This window comes from Rhizobium indigoferae (assembly GCF_034554815.1).
Lineage (GTDB): Bacteria > Pseudomonadota > Alphaproteobacteria > Rhizobiales > Rhizobiaceae > Rhizobium > Rhizobium leguminosarum.
In genome coordinates, this window is record NZ_CP140636.1 from 442512 (window position 1) to 461041 (window position 18530).

Annotated in this window: 18 protein-coding genes and 2 pseudogenes; 10 read left to right on the plus strand and 10 right to left on the minus strand. The window is 57.3% G+C overall.

What is annotated here, in order from left to right; translation table 11 throughout:
- Positions 1-354 precede the first annotated feature (354 nt).
- Entirely contained in the window at positions 355-594 is a 240-nt protein-coding gene (locus U5G49_RS25925; RefSeq protein WP_246288902.1) for an RT0821/Lpp0805 family surface protein, read from the plus strand.
- Positions 595-697: 103 nt separating this feature from the next.
- Here the strand turns inward: U5G49_RS25925 and U5G49_RS25930 are convergent, their stop codons facing one another.
- The 3 genes and pseudogenes from U5G49_RS25930 to U5G49_RS25940 form a co-directional block, all read right to left on the minus strand.
- Entirely contained in the window at positions 698-1366 is a 669-nt protein-coding gene (locus U5G49_RS25930; protein WP_193443752.1) for a hypothetical protein, read from the minus strand.
- A gap of 447 nt (positions 1367-1813) precedes the next feature.
- Positions 1814-1939: pseudogene (locus U5G49_RS25935) on the minus strand (LysR family transcriptional regulator); the annotation flags it as partial.
- A complete protein-coding gene (locus U5G49_RS25940; RefSeq protein ID WP_246288862.1) occupies positions 1884-2879 on the minus strand; it encodes a hypothetical protein in 996 nt (331 codons plus the stop codon). The pseudogene U5G49_RS25935 and the gene U5G49_RS25940, both read right to left, overlap by 56 nt.
- A 351-nt stretch (positions 2880-3230) precedes the next feature.
- On the opposite strand from U5G49_RS25940, the gene U5G49_RS25945 reads away from it, so the two are divergent.
- From U5G49_RS25945 to U5G49_RS25960, 5 genes are all read left to right on the plus strand, one after another.
- Positions 3231-3677, plus strand: coding sequence for a DUF2721 domain-containing protein (locus U5G49_RS25945; protein ID WP_193443755.1), 447 nt, complete (start codon positions 3231-3233; stop codon positions 3675-3677).
- An 87-nt stretch (positions 3678-3764) separates the two neighbouring features.
- A complete protein-coding gene (locus U5G49_RS25950) occupies positions 3765-4283 on the plus strand; it encodes a CSS-motif domain-containing protein (protein WP_210262171.1) in 519 nt (172 codons plus the stop codon).
- A gap of 281 nt (positions 4284-4564) precedes the next feature.
- A complete protein-coding gene (locus tag U5G49_RS25955; RefSeq protein WP_246288866.1) occupies positions 4565-5563 on the plus strand; it encodes an EAL domain-containing protein in 999 nt (332 codons plus the stop codon).
- Between the two features lie 683 nt (positions 5564-6246).
- Positions 6247-6372: a DUF982 domain-containing protein gene (locus U5G49_RS37165; RefSeq protein ID WP_407693060.1), complete on the plus strand. Its 126-nt coding sequence runs from the start codon at positions 6247-6249 to the stop codon at positions 6370-6372.
- A gap of 799 nt (positions 6373-7171) precedes the next feature.
- Positions 7172-7477 carry a DUF982 domain-containing protein gene (locus U5G49_RS25960; protein WP_193443757.1) on the plus strand — a complete coding sequence of 102 codons (306 nt, stop codon included), beginning with the start codon at positions 7172-7174 and terminating at the stop codon, positions 7475-7477.
- 212 nt (positions 7478-7689) lie between these two features.
- Here the strand turns inward: U5G49_RS25960 and U5G49_RS25965 are convergent, their stop codons facing one another.
- The 3 genes and pseudogenes from U5G49_RS25965 to U5G49_RS37170 all read right to left on the minus strand — a co-directional run.
- The gene (locus U5G49_RS25965) at positions 7690-7950 is read right to left on the minus strand and encodes a DUF4242 domain-containing protein (RefSeq protein WP_018246314.1); all 261 of its coding nucleotides are present in this window, start codon (positions 7948-7950) and stop codon (positions 7690-7692) included.
- Positions 7951-7991: 41 nt separating this feature from the next.
- Positions 7992-11519 carry an ATP-binding protein gene (locus tag U5G49_RS25970; protein WP_193443759.1) on the minus strand — a complete coding sequence of 1176 codons (3528 nt, stop codon included), beginning with the start codon at positions 11517-11519 and terminating at the stop codon, positions 7992-7994.
- A 683-nt stretch (positions 11520-12202) separates the two neighbouring features.
- Positions 12203-12457: pseudogene (locus U5G49_RS37170) on the minus strand (succinoglycan biosynthesis protein exoi); the annotation flags it as partial.
- Positions 12458-12845: 388 nt separating this feature from the next.
- Between U5G49_RS37170 and U5G49_RS25980 the strand changes: the two are divergent.
- The 3 genes from U5G49_RS25980 to U5G49_RS25990 all read left to right on the plus strand — a co-directional run bounded on the left by U5G49_RS25980 (position 12846) and on the right by U5G49_RS25990 (position 14925).
- Positions 12846-13448: a hypothetical protein gene (locus U5G49_RS25980; RefSeq protein WP_115156685.1), complete on the plus strand. Its 603-nt coding sequence runs from the start codon at positions 12846-12848 to the stop codon at positions 13446-13448.
- A gap of 615 nt (positions 13449-14063) precedes the next feature.
- Positions 14064-14291 carry a hypothetical protein gene (locus U5G49_RS25985; protein WP_193444175.1) on the plus strand — a complete coding sequence of 76 codons (228 nt, stop codon included), beginning with the start codon at positions 14064-14066 and terminating at the stop codon, positions 14289-14291.
- On the plus strand, positions 14284-14925 hold the full coding sequence (locus U5G49_RS25990; RefSeq protein WP_115156686.1) for an alpha/beta hydrolase family protein: 642 nt from the start codon (positions 14284-14286) through the stop codon (positions 14923-14925). The genes U5G49_RS25985 and U5G49_RS25990 overlap by 8 nt, the downstream gene beginning before the upstream one ends.
- On the opposite strand, the gene U5G49_RS25995 is transcribed toward U5G49_RS25990, so the two are convergent.
- From U5G49_RS25995 to U5G49_RS26005, 3 genes are all read right to left on the minus strand, one after another.
- Complete coding sequence (locus tag U5G49_RS25995) at positions 14922-15620, minus strand: RES family NAD+ phosphorylase (RefSeq protein ID WP_193443761.1); 699 nt, start codon at positions 15618-15620, stop codon at positions 14922-14924. The genes U5G49_RS25990 and U5G49_RS25995 overlap by 4 nt on opposite strands.
- On the minus strand, positions 15617-16138 hold the full coding sequence (locus U5G49_RS26000) for an MbcA/ParS/Xre antitoxin family protein (protein WP_115156688.1): 522 nt from the start codon (positions 16136-16138) through the stop codon (positions 15617-15619). Before U5G49_RS26000 ends, U5G49_RS25995 begins: the two co-directional genes overlap by 4 nt.
- A 162-nt stretch (positions 16139-16300) precedes the next feature.
- Positions 16301-16771, minus strand: a complete 471-nt coding sequence (locus U5G49_RS26005; RefSeq protein ID WP_246288872.1) for a lysozyme inhibitor LprI family protein — start codon at positions 16769-16771, stop codon at positions 16301-16303.
- Between U5G49_RS26005 and U5G49_RS26010 the strand changes: the two genes are divergently transcribed.
- A complete protein-coding gene (locus U5G49_RS26010; RefSeq protein WP_193443763.1) occupies positions 16701-17279 on the plus strand; it encodes an acyloxyacyl hydrolase in 579 nt (192 codons plus the stop codon). The two genes, U5G49_RS26005 and U5G49_RS26010, sit on opposite strands and share 71 nt — an antisense overlap.
- A gap of 310 nt (positions 17280-17589) precedes the next feature.
- Here U5G49_RS26010 and pcaQ read toward each other — a convergent pair whose 3' ends face one another.
- The gene (gene pcaQ / locus U5G49_RS26015) at positions 17590-18507 is read right to left on the minus strand and encodes a pca operon transcription factor PcaQ (protein WP_115156691.1); all 918 of its coding nucleotides are present in this window, start codon (positions 18505-18507) and stop codon (positions 17590-17592) included.
- Positions 18508-18530: the final 23 nt, after the last annotated feature.

The window sequence follows — 18530 nt, forward strand, 5'->3', positions numbered from 1 at the left end:
TTCGTCCGGTAGTGCCGTCAGGAGCTGCGGCGCGAAAGCCGGCCGCCTGCGCTTTTGGCGGCTACGCCACAAACGAAAAGCGCCTTCCCCGATTAAGGAGAAGGCGGTCAAACTGCCGAGAAGTACCGCGAAGCGCCATATCCACAACAGATAAGGATGGCGCCCGCATCTGGTCACAATGCGATGTCATAGGCAGAGTCCGAATGGCTGGTTTGTCACTCTATGCTTTCAAAACTGATCGTGATTACCCTCGTGTCGCCTGTGCTGGTGCTTACCGCTTGCTCGCACCCCGAGCCTCTTCAGACGGCCACAGTTGCTCCGGTCGCTGCGACGGCAGTTCCGATCACCGACCAAATGGTGATCGCCGAAACCGTGGGACGGGCCACGGTCGGTTCTGATCCGCTGGCGTGGGCTAACCCTTCCACTGGCAGCGCTGGGGTTATCGAGCAGGTTCGGCCAGGCACAAACAATCCAGACGGATGCCGCGACTTCGTCACAAGCAAGCAAAGCCTTGACGGCGTGACTCGATTCAATGGTGTAGCTTGTCCAGCAGATGGTTCTTGGAAGCTAAACGGCTCGTCTGGCTTGCACTAACCCAAGTTGGATCGGGTTTAGCGATTGCTCTTGCATTTCAACTCCCTATCGCGGATCTCAATCGAAATTCCTGCCGTTAGCAGAGCAATTTATTTGCGTTAGATCAGTCAGCTTCATCGCCTGTCTTTGGAAATAGTTGCAGGACATTCGATCCGTTCGATTGCGTGACAGGCCCGGTTGTTCGACGGCCGGAGCTTCGTTCTCCCACGCTCAGGATCGCCGATGCGAGGCCCTCGCGCTGGCGATAGTAGTCAGGCTTGGTAGGCAGCGTCAGTCCGAACTTTTCGAGCATGCGCTCTATTAGGTCCATGGCCTCGGCTGCAAGACCCGCATAACCTTCCTGGCGCTTCTCAAAGAAGCCATCGAACCCGGGCCTGGACAGATCGAGGCTATCCAATGCATAGTTGAGGTTCTTGACCCTGTTCGACAGCCACAAGATTTCGTCTGACAACTCGGCAGTGAAAAGCTTCCAATCGGCGTCCTTCGGAAGCGAAAGGACGGGATCCGGAACGTGAAACGCGAATTCGCCCTCATCCATCCGATTGAATTCTGGGATGTCCCGGACTGCCGCATAGCTCGCGCCAACGAAGTCGTCGAGCGCCAACACTGTCATCATCGCCAGATTTCTCGCCTCGCTTCTTGGGCGTCGATTGATCTGCTTTCTTGCGAGCTGAATCACCGCGGGGATGCAGGCGCCAGCAGTTAAGCCACCGGCAGCAATCAGCGCGCCCATTGCCATTATTCCTTGAGTGGTTTCGAAGAACTGCGTCAAAAGTCACCTCATTCGATTGGAGATGCGGGTCGCGTCAAAAACACGCGCAGACGGAATCAGAACTTTCCGTTCCAATGTGCCGCGAACTGAGAAGATAAGGAACACTGCTTCCTAGCCTATCCGCCCACTATTGAGCGAACGAAGAAGCAAAAAATTTGGTCGATGATAGCCATGCTGGTTTCCTTGACGTCATAAGGCGTCTTTACTGAGCACCGGCGGCAGCTTCTTTGCGAAAAAAGCTGTCAGTTCAAAATCGAAGTCAGCATATCAAGTGAGATCGAACGGTATCGCTTTCAAGGACCGTTTGTCCGTTGAGAGGGGCGGCTTGTAGCAAAATTACTCCGCCTTCCCACCCAATTTTCTCTAACCCCAAGCCGTTGGAGGCATCATGCATCATCGCCAACAATCGCGGTAACCACGGTCCGCAGAGGCGGCGACTTATCTGAGTCATCTGGCCGGCCGCGCCAATGAGCGGGCGATATCGACGATGTCATCGCGCGAGGCGGTTGGGTCCTCTTTATTCCAGGCAACACCCAGCCCCATCCTGAAGTCGATGCCCCTGACCGCCTTCATAGGATCGCCTGCTTTGTCGCTCACCGATGACAGCAAGCGGCCGCGCCACGGACGTGGCAATGCTCCCAGCAACGTCCGATTGGATTTTAAACACTGTTTCTTTGCCTATATCGTCGTAGTAGTTTTCAGCCCAGACGACAGCGCCGTCCGACCGCCTCACCAGCCGGGCCGACGATCTTAATCTCTCCCCATCCATTAGCACGGTGCCCTGAAGAACATAGAGACTATCTCTCGTACTCCGCGCGCCGTCGGCCTTTACGACGATGTTCTTGAGCGAAAACAGCTTGTTCACCAGGTCATAGGAAAGACCTTGAGAGATGGCCGACGCTGCCGGGGCTTTGGATATCGGCTCGAATGGCTCGACAAGGATCGATGGTATCGTCGTCGTGGCAGCCGTGTTCGGTGCGTCCAGCCAAACCCATGCCTGAGCCAGGACGAAAGCCCTTATGGTCGCAGCTGTCACCAACCATTGCCACGACTGCGGAAGGGCGACGGCGGCATTGCGCGTAAAAGTCGCGTCCATAGGCATCGGCGGGGGCTTCTGGGCTGGAGCCGTTGCCTGGCCGTCTGACACCTCCCGCATCCGGAAGCTTGGCACATATCTCCCTTTGGGGACGGCTATGACAATGTCATCTTGCGACCCTTCGAGCAGGTAATACCGCTCCAACTCTCGTCGGATGCGGCTGGCCTCTACTCGGACACACGGGTCGCTCTGGGCATCAAAGGAAGCATCCCGACCAAATACCGCTTGGGCGATTGTGAAGGCCTTGAGGTATCCTCCTCTCCCATCGAGGGTTTCCTCGATGATAAACTGCAGAAATCTTCTTGCCCGCTGCGGTAGGTCAAAGTCACGACTGCTCAATATGCGATCGAGTTGCTCCATAACCTGGTCTGGAGAAGGTTTAAGGGAGCGAATGGTATCCGGGTTTGCACCTGTCATTGCCGCTCCCCATTAAGAAATGCAGAGAATCGCAAACTCTCATGCGCAGTGACGCTTCGTTCTTTAGCATCTTCTTAATAACAGAGATGACACGATCCTGACCAGCTGTGAAGTGTGTAATGGCAATAGGAGCGTAAATGACAACCAGAGGTAGTAGTCATCCCCCCCGATCGGCGGAGGTCAATGGCGGCTTGATCCGCGTCGGTTTACAATACTCTTCTAATATAGGAATTTCACGGCGATGAGATAGGGACCGGACGACTGTCATTCACCACGTTTTGCAAGTAGTCTGACTAGTCCGTCGTTTCTCTTGGCTTCACTCGCAGTGACATTGGACGCCTTGGAGCGCGAATGGATACCCCCGAAATCATAGTGGATTACGCCCAAGTAATCCAAACTTCGTTAGCCCCGGTATTCCTCCTGGCAGGCACCGGCGGTTTTGTTGGCATTTACGTCACTCGTCTCGGAAGGGTGTCAGACAGACTGAATGAGGTCACCGACACCCCTCCTCCAAGGCAGAACCGTCAACGGCAACTGATGTATCTGCGACGTCGTACGCTGATTCTGGAAGTAGCCGTGATATTTGGTGCGGTCGCTGGCATCTGCACGTGTTGCGCAATCCTCAATCTTCTGTCGGGTGCCCTGGCGATACGTTTGCAACCAGAAAACCTCGTCTGGTTCTTCGGCGGCGCAATCGTATCATTGATGTTGTCGCTGGTTTCGTTCCTGCTTGAACTTGTCGTCGCCGGCTCCAGCATGCTTCTTCAGGTCAAGATGGATCGCGATCGGGGCAGATAAGTCCGCGACTGCACCGTTAGCCTGCGAGCAATCCTTATTCTTTAACTATTGCCACCTATGGTGCTTTGGTTGAGTTACGGGTGGCTCATGCAAGCAAGACGGCATCACGTTATCTCGCTAGGCATTGTTCTTGCGGTCGTTGGGGCTGTCGCGCCGCTCGCCGCCATGGCTTATGCCTCTTGGCAGATCGCAATAGCCAAGGAACTGTCTATCCTTCGCGACCATGCCGTCAGCGTCACTGAGCGCGCAAGATTCACGTTTTCCGACGCGCGCCAAGCGCTCGTCGATATGAATGCGGCAAACGTTGCTCCATGCTCGCAAGAGCGCATCGCGCTGATGCGCAAGATGACGATGAATACCGTATCTGTCGAAGAGATCGGCTACTTCGAGGGCGGCAATTTAAAATGCACGTCATGGGGTATAACGGAAGCCGACATCCCCAAGGAAGGTGGAGATTATACCACTTCCAACGGCGTACAGGTGCATCTGCGAATTCTTCCGCTTATCAGCCGTGGGAACTCCATGACGGAGCTTTCCCTCGCAGTTCGTGCCTTCGAGGTTTGTCGATGTCGAGCTGCGTCCGGGGATATCACTCGTCCTCTTTAGTAATACAGGGTTGCTGATCGACGGGGTTAATGATCCCGATGTTTCGTTTGCGCGCCATCATCTGCACAATGATTCGCGTCGCTAGTGGGAGACGGCGTTGTCGCCGCAGCATCAGAGCAGTCAAAGATGGTCTACGGTCAGCTCCGTCGCGAGTTGGCGTTGTTTCTTCCTGTAGGCCTGTTCATTGCCGCCTTCATCGTGGTTATGGTCGTGGCGTTTTCTAGAGGCAGGCTGTCGCCACGTGCAGAGCTTGAGTTTGCCATCCAAAAGCGGCAATTCATTTGCACTATCAGCCGATCGTCGAACTAGCGACCGGCATCTGCGTGGGTGCCGAAGCGCTGGTGCGATGGAGGCGGCGAGATGGCAGCCTCGTCAGGCCTGATCTCTTCATTCCTCTGGCGGAGGAAACCGGACTGATCGTGCCCATCACCGACCAGGTACTCGACGAGGTGGTTCGCGAACTGAACACTGTTCTGGTTGACGACAGGGGGCTGTACATTGCCATCAATCTCTCTGCGGTAGACATCAAGTCGGGCCGCTTCATCGATATGATAGCCGAAAAACTTCGGCACACGGGCATTCGCAACGAGCAAATCTGGTTGGAGGCGACCGAAAGGGGCTTTATCGACGTCGATGCCGCCCGCGCGAATTTGGACAGAGCGCGAAGGGCTGGCCATTCGATCGCCATTGACGACTTTGGCACAGGCTATTCAAGTCTTCAGTATCTTCAAGGTTTGCCTGTAGATGCGCTCAAGATCGACAAATCGTTTATCGATACGATCGGACGAGGCGCGGCGACGAGTTCGGTAACTTTGCACATCATCGAGATGGCAACAGAGCTTGGGCTTTTCTCCGTTGCGGAAGGTGTCGAGACAGAAGAGCAAGGCGCCTTGTTGACCACGCCAGAAACCGGCGGCGCTTTCGCGCTCGTTGATAGCGTCACCGAACCCGGGTATGGTCCGCCTCGACACGTTCATAAAAACGAAGACGAAGCCTTCTTTGTACTCTCGGGCGATGTCGAGTTTTGGACAAAGGACGGAACGGTGGTCAAGGGACCTGGGGAAGCCGTCTTCATGCCGCGCGGCGTGGAGCACACCTTCAGGGTTGCAGGCGAGCAGCCGGAACGAATGCTGACCATGCTCACTCCTGGGGGTTTCGAAGCCTATTTTTTGGAGATGGGCCACAACAAATACCGCATCCCGGAAGACATGGCCGCAATAGTCGGCTCGGCGGCCACTTATGGTATCACTTTTACAGGCCCGCCGCTCGACCCACATTGACCACTCTTGTTAAGGCGTCCGTCAGTAGGATGTAGGGAGCGAAATGTACACCTGGCCACTCGGCAGGACGCATCGCGGCTTTAGGTTAAGATTGATTGCGAAACGGCCGCAAGGCGACGCGGAGATCAGCTGTGAAAAGCTCGGCATGGGCGGGACCGCCATACCATCGCGCCATATTTAGCGTATAGTACTCCAGATCGGCGATCTTACCAGGGCGAGGCCGATTGGGCGATAAGACGTGCTCTTGCCTTAGGTGGGGCCACAATAATGTCTCTAAACCTCTTAAATCTTCCGGAACTATCCGAACGGTACATAGAGATGCTCACCAAGGTAATAGCCGACTGGTGCGACGCGAACTCCATCGATGCAGGCGGGAATTGCGCGGAAGCCGCATACGCTGCCGCCATTGATCTTTTAAGTGCAGACCCGGACCTGTCAGCGGGCCAGTTACGACTGGCACTGGACCTCAGGATGGCTGAAAACAAGCGTGAGGAACCTTCGTCATAGACACAAGTTGGGGCGAAGCGGACGTCCGTTCGGCGGGTTGCCCGCTGGCGATGGAGCGTGTGTCTTGTGGACGAGGGTCGTTATTCTACATCTGCGAAAGTCAATCACCGTGAGATCGGCAAAACAGGCGTTCGATACTATCTGCCCGTTGGCCAGTCTCTGACGGAAAGGCTTACATCGCGGCCCTTGAAGCTTGCGAAGGCGTCCATCACGGACATGTTTCAGAAGAAAGCGCTCAGGAGTCGTTCTTGTTGGCGTTGAAGGAAGCCGAAATCCCCTACTCGACCGATATAGAACGCTAGGAGAACCAACACACGACTGTAGGTTGAGGCGTGCTCCGCCCGCGGCGACACGAGAAAGTCAAACACCGACCGCTCGGCCCGAAAGATCGTGACTGTTCCGTTGCCACGGAGTGAGTGTTGCCTGTGCGAGCGCAGTTCGAATGCTGCCTTTGAGATGTTCCGTCTCGAACAGAACGAGTACCGCGCCACCCGGCTTCGAGTTTGAGGTGCCCCGCATTTTAGTGAGACGGCTCCGCGCGTCGGGTCGATTTCTTATAGTGAACCCAAATGGCCGCGATGACCCCCATCATGACGATGCCATACCAGCTGAGCAGAAGCGCAATCAACCATCGATGCTGGCCGACAAGAGCGAAAATCGCTGCGACAACGGCAACGTGGGCTATGAGAAGTCCAATCGAAATGAATAGCACCGAGCACAACCATTGTTAGTGTTTTCACTCTAAACAAAACAACCAACGCCTCCAAGACGAACCTGCGTTCAGCATGAAAGCTGGTAAATGGGCGGTGAAAGTGAATGTTTTCGCCGAGCCCTCGGTTCCGATCCAACCAGAAACTGCCCACTGGAGGTTGAAATCTCACCAGAATCTCATCATTAGGGCATCCAGCCATCGGCCATCATCGCAACAAAGGCCGATGCAGCTTAAGGGCGCTCCGATATCAAATCGTAGAGCGCCCGCTCCCTTCCTACGGTATACCTTCACGCCTGGTCACGTCAGGTAACCAATCGTCAATTACGGATTCCGAATATACGCGTATCGTGCTTTGGGGATTGCGATCCCTGCCTTGAGCGGTCGAGAACATGGACTGGGACGCAACCTCTGCATTCACACCCGTCGGGCTGGCTCTGCGCGGACAGCCAGTCCACACTATCGTCCGCACCCTCGGCGACGCGGCATATATGCTGCTCAAGGACTGGCCCTCCGATGACGGCGAAGAATACGTCACTGCGGTGAAGGCTTGCGTCGACGCGATCAGCGGTAAGATCGCTCCAGAGCAATTTCGGGTCGCATTCCTGCGCGCGGCCGATGAGGCGGGTATCACAGCTCTAACCGTCGTCCAGCAGCCAGTGCCCGTGCGGAGACCAGTCGCGTCGGCGCGATCCTAGGCAGGTCCTCATTTCAAACTAATACTCGCCTGTCAGCGTATCGTTGCCCTTGCGAAATCGTGCCGCGGGCCTGCCCCAGTCAAACGAGCTTTGGCAATCATAGCTTTGCAGGGTCCTTCAAAGTCCTCGCGAATGAAAAAGTCACACTCCGGCCGAAGGCACCTCGGAGGATCCCAGCCGCCTCACCCCGAGCTGTGCTTGGCCGAGGAGAGCTATGCAAACATGTTGGGACCGATCTCCCCGCTAACCTCGATGATCACATCTGCGGGAACATGGTTCCTCCCGGCGGCGGCGAGAATGGCTTCAGTGTTGGGCGCCTCGTAAAGGCAGTAAGTCTTTTTCCGGTCCGCGCTGAGGAAGGAAAAAATCCACTTCACTCCTTCCTGGTCGTTGATCAGGTTGATTTGCTCGACACCTTCTTTCGATAAATCGAGTTGCTCTGCGAAGTTTCTTTCAATGATGTAGCGTGGCATGACGAGACCTTCTTCCCACTAAAAGCAGCGAACTGCTGGTCCTAATGAATCGTTGGCTTCAGGCGCTGTTGCAGCCGGACCATTCCCAGTTCAGCCGCGGTTGACCGGGCATGCTCGAATAGAGACATTGCTCTCTTTATTGCGGCCCGGCTACCAATTTTCATTAGGAAGTCCGCATAATCTGCCTGTGTGTGCGCGAGCCACGGCCGCGAGCCGATGGCCGAGTTCATCTCGAGCGCGTGCTCAAAGTGCTTCGGGGCTCTGTCGAATTCACCCAACGCGGCGGCCAACACTCCCAAATAGCGGCTTGCCGCGCCGAAGCAGACGGTCGCCATACCTATTGTGACGGTCATCTCCTTGTAGTCGAGCATAAGCTCATAGAGGGTCTGAGCAGCATCCGCGTCGCCGAGACCGGCGGCGACTTCCGTCAGGAACGAGAGAGACGCGCTTCGTTTACCGTCAATCGGAAGAGCGAAGCGGGTGCGGGCGAGCTCGCTCAGCCTCCGCTGGGCCGCTTCCCGATAGCCCAGGTCAAAGGCGACCAACGCAAAGCCTGGTAACCACGTGACTTCCTCCGGGTTCTCCTCGATCAACAATTTCATGATCGGTGCGACCTCCGACAGGCGGCTCTGCTCCCGCCGGATCGCGAACATCTGCATTCCATAGACGCCCTCGGCCGCCACGCCAAGGGTACGCATGCCCAGTATCAGAGCTTCGTCAGCAAGCTCCTCTGCGGCGGTGAATCGTCCATCGAGGATAGCCATCATCGCTCTTGCGATACGAGCGTAGAACTGGACGTTGAGATGCTGCCGCTTGGTCCCAAGTTCGTCTAGTGCGTCAACCGCCCGGTCGGCTCGGACGCGATCGCCGAGCTCGGTGGAGACGTACGCCTCAACTGAAAGCGCACGGCTTTTCACATCGTCGTCGTCTATCTCATCCGCGAGGCGTCTTATTTCATCTACGCGAGCGAGCCGGTCGTTTCTCTCCCTGACGGACTTAACCGGTGCCGGTGTCAGGAATGGCAGAGCGGAGAGCTCCACTAACGCAGTTTTATCTCCGACCCGTCGGGCTAGTTCGATTCCCTCTACAACGTATTTTGCGGCGTTATTGCTGTCGCTCAGGTAGGTGTATCCCCGCGCAAGGCGGCTGAGAAGCTGGCACCGGGAACTCTCATCTGCTGGTTGAACCATCGTCAGGGCTTCCTTAAGAAGCGGCACGGTTTCGGCAAGCGAGTTCGAGGAGAGGAATTTGGAGCCGTCGAGACCGATGACTGCGCGAACAAAGGCCTGCGTGTCGGCCCCTTCGCGTGCCAATTGCGCAGCCAGCCTGTATTGCGCCAGCGAATCCGTCATCCGGCCAGCAGCAAAAAGGGCGTCCCCGAGCCTGAGGATCGCGGCGAGCAGATTCGTTCGCCGCACAGGTCCTTTGGGAATTCGCTCTGCGATCGCCAGGGCATTCTGGAAATGGTCGACCGCCTCATAGTTGGCTGACCTTGCAAGGGCACGTTCTCCAGCCCTCATCCAGAAGGGAAACGCAAGCTCAGTCCGCTGCGCTTTCTCGTAGTGCTGGGCAATGAGCTCGGGTTGGGTGGCAGTGACGTCGTCATACTGGTCGACGAGAACCCGTGCGATCTCCTCGTGAAAATGTCGACGGCGGCGGTTTAGAAGTGATTGGTAGGCTGCATCCTGAATGAGCGCGTGGCGAAAAACCAGTGCATCCTGCAAGACGCCGTCTTCAACGACGATCTGGCTGGACTCAAGCTGATTCAGCGCCTTCTCGAGCGTTCGATCGTCGACGCCTGCGACCTTTGAGAGAAGGCCCCGATCAAATTCCCTGCCTATCACGGCGGCAATTTGCGCAATCTCCTTGGTCGTCTTCGCTAAACGATCGAGACGTGTCATCAGCGAGCCCTGCAGGCTGTCCGGGATCTCAACGTTGAGCGACGACGCCTTTCCGCTCTCCACGACAGAGCGTGTGAGCTCCTCGATGAACAGCGGCACGCCGTCGGTTCGCTCCGCGATCCTTTCGGCAAGCTGTTCGGGAATGTCGGATACCATTGATTCGATGAGTTCGTGCATTTGCTGCCTGGTCAGGCGACCGATAGAGAGCGTCGTCGCCTGCGCCAGTCCGCTCGCCCAATCCGCTCTCCATTCCGGGCGATGGGTCACGACGACAAGGGCTGCGATGCCATGAAGCCGGCTGACGAATTCCCGCAGCACTTCGCTGGTGGATGGGTCGATCCAATGCGCATCTTCGAAGACCAGGAGCACCGGTGCGATCTTGGCCGCGAGCAGCAAACGATTAGCCAATGTCCGGACGAGAAGTTCCTTGCGTTGGTGCGCGGAGAGATCCGGCGGTCTGAACTCGTCGCCCAAGTCGAGCGACAGCAGCTCAGCATAGATCGCGCCAACTTCGGAGGGACTTTCGCCATAGCGGCGAACTAGGGCGCGAAACTTTTCGAGACGAATGCACCGGTCATCTGCCGGGTCGAACGAAGCGACCCGGCTCAGTCGCTCGACAATCGGGTAGAAGGCCGAGGTCGCATGATAGGGTGAACACTGCAACCGAATGAGTTCATGTTGCGTCCCTTGCAGGCGCTCTTCAAAAGCTTCGACAAGGCGCGATTTCCCAATGCCAGCCTCTCCCGACAGAAAGATCGCTTGGCCCTGCCCCGACTTCGCCAACTCCCACCGTTCGAGCAGAAGGCCGATCTCACTAACGCGGCCGACAAATTTCGAAAGTCCGCTGGCATGCGCGGCTTCGAAACGGCTATCCACCGCTCGCTGACCTCGGACTTCGAACATCGCAATGGGTGAGACGAAGCCTTTGAGGTTCTGCCCGCCGAGGCTCCGGATATCGAACGACTGCCCGGCGAGGCGGCGGGTGGTGTCTGAGACCACGATCTGGCCAGGGGCGGCCGCGCCCTGCAGGCGTGCTGCCAGGTTTGGAGTGTCTCCTGCGATCGATGCACGCTCCTTCGCGCTGCCGTCGGTGTCGCCAACGACCACGTGCCCGGATGCGATGCCGATGCGAGCCTTCAATTGCTGCGCGTTCGGAGACTGCAGGGCGTCGACGGCGGCCATTGCTTCGAGGCCGGCCCGGATTGAACGCTCAGCATGATCCTCGTAAGCCATAGGCCATCCGAAATAGGCAAGCACGCCATCTCCGAGATATTTGGCGACGTAGCCTCCGAACCGCGTAACTGCGCTGGCAACGCTATCCTGGTAACGACGTATCAACTCGTGCATGTCTTCAGGATCGAGCTGCGCGGACAGCGCTGTCGATCCGACCAAATCGCAGAAGAGCACGCTGAGCAGTCGCCGGTCAGCCGCAGCTTCGGACGCGGTTTCGGAAGCGGCTGAAGCAGGAGGCTGTTCGGCCGGGCGTGGCTGCGCAAGTCCATTGATAGCAGCTAGAATAATCTTCCGGTGACCAAGCGAGACACCGAGCTCCTGGAGGTCGGATTCCGCGAGATGAGGGAGCGCCCGAAGATCAACGTCATTCTTGACGAAGGCTTCAGCGTACTGGCCGAGACCGAGTTGACGGAGCCAATCCTCAATCGTCTGCATCGACGTTCATTCCGCTTGCGCCTCCGGAATTCATCAGCGACATCGGCGGCTCAATCTTATATTGCGCGCGGAGACCGTAGGACACTGCCGTGTCGATGCCAAGCCCACCATAGAGCGTCTGTAGGGGCGGTTTCGTCGGGTCGCCGACCGCGTCGCCATCGATGAAATCGTTCGCAGCCCTAGCCGAACTGGGGCCGAGGCGCAACGTGATGTAGTAAGCTTGCAGTATCGCTCAGTCCGCTGCCGCGACACTAAGACGGAGAAATGGTTGGCTGTGTATGGGCTGCCTTGGCTATTTTCGGATTGGGGACCCTAAAATCCGTGCAACAATAAATCAATTAGCTCTTAAGTAATACGACTAAATAGTCCGGGTTATACAATCGAGTTAGGGGAACTTTCCGACCGACCAGGCCGCGCAAGTCCTTGGGGGTCCGACGTTAGACTCGATGCACCACTTTATGGACTGATCGAACCATAACTTGGATCAAATTTCGATGGATGACCTAGGAGAACGACGAGCGTACAATCCATGGATCTCTTCTGGAAGGACCATGTCCCGATCTCCAAAGTGGGCGCCCTCCACGAGACACATCCGAACACAATCTTTGATATCTATGCGGGAATTGGGGTCCACCCCATCTATGACGACTGCGGGAACGTAAGCCGCTTTTTCCTCCGTTGCGCTTCTCGCCGGTGGCGATGCTGACATTGCCCTTGATTTTGCACGATTGTCCCGAGCCGCCTGAGCCGCTCCATGAGGCCAGCAAGTCGCTCGCGGTCCAGCCGCCGGCTGCACCAAACGCGAGGGCGCCGATGAATAAGCCCGGCGCCTTGAACAGCACCGATTTCTTCTGCTGATTGCGATAACCCGGACGCATGCCCCCCATCTCCGCCATTTCGCGCGAAATATCGTAGCCGCGTTCGCGTATGGCGAACATTTATCAAAAAGGGGTATCTCGCCCATTCCGACCTGCGGGCCTAGCCTTGAAATTTAGATTCTACTGCGTCTTAACCGCTTGGAACGAAGAGGAATTGCCAGAAACTCAATGATGGTTGCGAGCTCCGTTCGGCCCTCACGGCTCGCGCCAGAGACTTTACCGAACGATCACGCACCCCTGGGCGTAGAGCCGTTGCTGTGCTGTATTTCGAAATCCTGATCGATGGTGCTGACCCGGGCATAACCGATTTTCGTCATGTGTCACCTCAGGCTTTAGGCATGAGGCTACATGATCTCGAGGAAGATGGCGATGTAGGGGACGGCATGCGCAAGAGAATGGAATTTCGCCCAAGCGCCACGGTAGCGGATTTGGATGAGGGATCTCTGGAATGTCGATCTTGCTAAGAAGTTTGTCGCTGTTGGCTGGAATAACATTGGCGGCGCCTGCCTCTAGCAGTTGTTTGAGCGCTAAAGAAACCAAACAGGGCGTGCTGCTTACCAGAGAAGTACCTTTCTATTCCGTGTTCTACAAGCCGGACGGTCCGGGTCTCACCGAACAACGGCTGATGGAGCGTAACCATTCACTGCAGCCGGTGTCGGCTGTATATTTGCACCCCTTGCTCGTCGAAAAGAGAGTTAGTGCCAGCGGGACGCATGAGCTGAAATACGCGAATGCGATTGCGTTAGACGATCTACCACAGAAGAAGAACTGGCAATCCGAGACGACACTGTTCATCAATGGCCAAAAATCCGTTTCGGGCGCTACTGTTATCAGGTTCGACGGCTGGGGAGAGGAAACTATTGCATCTTGTTCTTACAATGTTTGGGCCATCAACAGCCGTCTCGAACTAACGGAATTGCCTCCGATTATTTTTGAACTATACTATTCCCCCGAGCTTCGTCTCGTTCTTCGTTCGGTAAGGCTGAGCCCCTCCAACCAGCCGTTGAGCGAGGTTCGATTTGATCGGTTCCAAATTGGCTGGGGCAACTGATTGATCGTGGCCGCGCTTGCTGACTGACCTAAAAAGCGGGAATGTTACACCGGAACGCGATGAACATTGGAAGGGCCCCGTGAGCGGAACGAAAACGGCAATTTGAAGCGACCGCCGCGACTGGATACCCGCGCATGCTCACCTGCCCGTAGAGCCCTTGGTACGCAACGCCTTTGATCTCAGGAAACGCTTTCTGCAAGCGGCACCCTTTAACGCCTTCCATTCGTATCGAGATTTTTGCGCGTCAGCATCTTTAGGCCACGTTGCGATCACTCGTGGCCGTTGCATGGAAGCCCGGTTTCTAAGGCTTTTGACCGATGGTGGGCGCTCCCTCCTGCGCCACTCGGTTACAGACGACACAACGCGTGCAATGACCGAAAGAGGGCGCGAACCATCTTCTGTGATCAATCCTCTATTTCCGCTCGGGCCGACTGCGAAAATCAAGGAATGGGCAGCAAAAAGGGCGCTCGACCCTTGCGGGGAGCGCCCTTATCCTGTCGGACAACGAACAGCTCGACGACGTCGATACCGCGCGCATCCATTTTTCAGGCAGGACGGGTATATGGACCCTGTCCGCCGGTGTTTCAAGAGGCGTTTCTACGGTCAGCACAACAATTGACCGCAGTCGATCAGGATGCGACCCCCGTGATCGGATTGACCACGGGCCGTTCGCTTTTGTCCCTGACCCCGGCCGGCTGCACCGCCGGCGCCGACATCTTCGGGGCGTCGCTGCTCGGGCTTTACGTTTTGATCATTCGTCGACATTGTCATTCTCCTTTCAAGGAAGAAGTCACGGCCGTCGACATGGTTCCGACGATGGGATGGAGGAATACCGATGCTTGACAGGTTTCTGCTGCAGGGGCCCCAGGATGCGCGCTTCACCATCCTTCTTGCGCATGGCGCCGGCGCGCCGATGGATTCGGCATCGATGACGTCCGCGGCAAGTGCGCTCGCCGCCGTCGGCTTCCGCGTTGCACGTTTCGAATTCGCCTATATGGCCGCCCGCCGCAGCTCGGAAGGCCGCAAGCCGCCGCCGCGCGCCGAAACGCTCAATCCCGAATATGTGGCGGCTATTGCCGAACTCGGGGCGAGCGGTCCGCTGATCATCGGCGGCAAGTCGATGGGTGGCCGCGTCGCCAGCATGATCGCCGACGATCTTCATCGTCAAGGAAAGATCGCCGGCCTGCTCTGCCTCGGCTATCCCTTTCATCCACCCGGTCAGCCGGAGAAGCTGCGCACCGGCCATCTCAAAGCGCTGACGACACCCACCCTTATCTGCCAAGGAACGCGTGATGAATTCGGGACGCGGGACGAGGTGCCGGACTACGATCTGTCCGACAGGATCGAGATCCTCTGGCTTGAGGACGGCGACCACGACCTCAAGCCGCGTAAGAAGATCTCCGGTTTCTCCAGCGCCGATCATCTCGCCACGATGGCGAAGACGGCCAAGGCATGGGCCGAGCGCCTCCCGGTCTAGGCGTTCCCTCTTGGCTGTCGTCGTCTTATTGCAAGCTTCCTGACATCGATGCGCCGCTCAGCTGCCGATACCGTGATTTCGAAATGGTCGACCTGCACCACATCACGAATATTGCGCGGCCGGTGCGCAACGATGTTGACGCCGCCCCTCAGCCGGACACTGTCATAAAGGATACCGGCCCCGCCGCTCGAGCGCACCTCTTCCCCCAGCACTTGCGACGCCGCATAATTGGTGCCGTCATAGACGTCGGGCCGCAGCGTCTGTTCTCCGCGAATGTCGAGGTAATCACCAATCAGATTGGCCGAATAACTTCGATAGGTCCGCGCCATCGTCGCGATCCCGCGCGCGACTGTCTCGCGCCTCAGATGATGGCCAACCTCGGCGGCTGCCGTCTTGAGATTGTCGGCGGCATACCAGGCACCGAGATCCGGGCCATTGAAGCGCATCCCGCCCGGCGCGACATGCAGGAACGCCGCCATCACGATACTGGAGTTGGGTGTGCCATACACCCACTCGGCTTCGGGAAGCCGGCGGATGCGGTCGGCGACGAGACGGTCATTGGTCCAGCCGACCAACTCCATCACGGCCTCGAGATCGGCTGCCCTCGTCACCGTTTCAAAAAGACCGATTGGCGGAAATTGCGAGGGGATCAGCCGGTGCGACGGACGCGGCGCCTGGGCAAAACCATCCCTCACCGGAAGACGATGTCCACATCTTCGTAAGGCGTGAACGCTTCGTCGAGGATATTCGGCTGCATGTAGAGACCACCTCGGGCGCCGTCCAGAAACCGGCGTACGGTCAGCAACCCGTCCTGAGTTCCGTTCGTCACGATATCAAGAGGCGGATGTCCACCGAAAGCGAGCGCCTGGTGCGGTGCGCGCAGCCAGGCGACGCCGGCGTGTTCATCGGAAAAAAGCACGCCGAGTGCTTGATGGATTCCAAGAACAGCCGAGATTCGAGTCAGAGTGTCGACATCAAGCGTGAACGCGCCGTGCTCGCGCGCCTGTTTGGCCCAATTGTGGTAGGTCGACCGGGATGGATAGCCGAGCACCAGCAGACGCTGCTCTTCGGTCAGCCCCCAGAGATCGGCGATTGCCAGAAAGGTGCGCAATGCCGGGGCACTCAGCCTCTTGCGATTGGCCGGAGCGAACCGCTCGGGTTCCAGCCGCTGTGCTTCCTGGCTTTCTCTTTGCAGCCGTCGCGCATGTTGCATGAAAAGTCTCCCGTCTTGAACTAGACTTAGTCCAGATTTGGGCATTTTTCAAGTGATTTGAAAGAACCGGTCTTTCTGACATCCTCCGAACCGTAGAGGCAGCCCCGACACCCATCGGCAACCACCGCGAAAACTGATGATCGGAAGGTTGCAGGAGGGTGGCTAATTGCCCTTGAACAGGTCGGCGTAGCTTTCGAGGTCGGTTATTCGCTTGCCGATAACTCCCGCGCGACATGAAACATAATCGAGAACCGCCCGCTCCGCGCCCCACTCGCCATTCGCATATAATTGGCAGGAAGCTTCCTTGTAGGTGTTCCAGAGGCGCTGTTCTACAAGAAGATCGGTTTTGGTCTGCCCTGTGGCCTGTTCAAACACCACCTTCCAAGTTGCATTCAACTTGTCATCTTCGCGCTTGAGGATGCCGACCGTGAACATAGCGCGAAGCCGCATATAAGTTGACAATCCGCCATCCCCATTTTCCTCGGCAATAGGCCTTTCGCAAAACCTTGCGCCAATGTTACCTCTTTGTTGTTCCCGTCTGACGCGAATCAACAGACAGCAAATGAGGGTCGACTTCGGAAAGATCGCGTTGCGTTTTTTGGGTATGGCATCGGTGGCAGCGGCAGCCGCCATCTCGGTTGCGAGCTCGGCAACTGCCGGCGAGCAGATATTCGATGAATTGCGGTTCGGCCTCTCGACCTCGGTACAATCGGGCCATTCCAGAGAAGACGGTGTCTTTCCGGAGATTACCGCGCTCTTCGACCCCTTCGGCCACGATACGGCGGCCGGCTGGCAGCAACAGCTGCTGCATCCTCGTATGCATCTCGGCACCTCGATCGGCACGTCAGGCGAGGCCAGCCAGTTCTTCACCGGCTTCACCTGGACCGTCGATTTGAACGAGAGGCTTTTTGCCGAAGCCGGCTTCGGCGGCGTCATTCATACCGGCGATCTCGAGGGCGATGGTGACGGCCCGGAACTCGGCTGTCGCGTGCTCTTCCACGAATATCTGGGCGCCGGCTATCGTTTCAACGCCCACTGGAACGTCATCGCCCAGGTCGCCCACTCCTCGCATGCCAATCGCTGCGATGGGCCGAACGACGGCATGACACGCGCCGGTCTGCAGATCGGCTACAAATTCTAGACAGCGAACACTGTTCATCGCAAGGAAGAAATTGCCTGCCCGCTGTTGGACGGCGGGCATTCGAATTCACAGCAACGCTCCTCAACTTGGAGCCCATGTCACGAACCACCGTTTGTATAGTCTATCCCACAAGCGATGTTCTAAAGACGGCTAAAATCCAGCTTTGGGCCGACCAGGGGCCAATAGGACAGCGAGCGGGCCGCAACGAAGGTCATCAATCGAAAACACCACGACGGGTTCTTCACTGTCGCTTGCGTTGCCCGCCTGCCCAGATCCTTCTTCTCATCTCGATGGGACCGACTTCCCTACTTCAAGAAACCTCGCCTGCCGCCTCGCGGATCGTCTGCATCAGGATCGATTGCGGCAGCGACGGCACGGCATCGGCGCGCATCGTCAACCCGACAGGCCCCTTGGTCTCGCTGGTATCGATCGGCAGAAACGCCAGCCGGCCGTCGGCGACATCGTTGGCCACCACGCCATTGGATATGATCCAGATCGCATCGCTTGCCCGCAGAAAAGCGCGGCCGAAGGAATCCGAAACCGTCTCGATCTGGTTCGGCAGACTGGAGACGCCGTTGGCGATCAAGAAATTTTCGACCACCGGCCGGATGATCGAACCCCGCGTTGGCATCAGCACCGTATAGTTGCCGAAGCCTGAAAACAGCGATTGCCGGCCGTCGAGCAGCGGATGTCCGGCGCGCACGACAAACACCACCTGCTCGGAATAGAGATGTTCAAAGGAAAAGCCCGCCATCTTCTCGGCACCTGCCAGACGTCCGAGGACGATATCGAGATCCCCGACACGAAGCTGTTCCAAGAGCACCGCGTTCTCGCCGGTAACGATCTTCACCCGGCTCCAGGTCTTCTCCTTGAGAAAGAGCTCCATCGCTCGCGGCATGATGCGAGATGAGGTCGTCGGCAGCGCGCCGATGCGGATCGGCGGCGCCTCGGCGAACTGCTGCTGCGAGACGGAATCGAGACCCTGGCGCAATGCCGTCAGCGCAGCGCCTGCGTGCCGCAGGAAGACCTCGCCGTAGCGGGTAATCTTGATGCCGCGACCGTCGCGCTCGAAGACGTCAACACCGAGCACCTGTTCCAGTTCGCGGATCGTCTTGGTGACCGCCGGCTGGCTGACATGCAGCAATTCGGCGGCCTTCATGACGCTCTTCTGCCGCGCCACCTCGACAAAGGTTTGCAGATGGCGGAACTTGACGCGGTTGTCGATCATCGCTCGCATAACTCCAGAGTTAT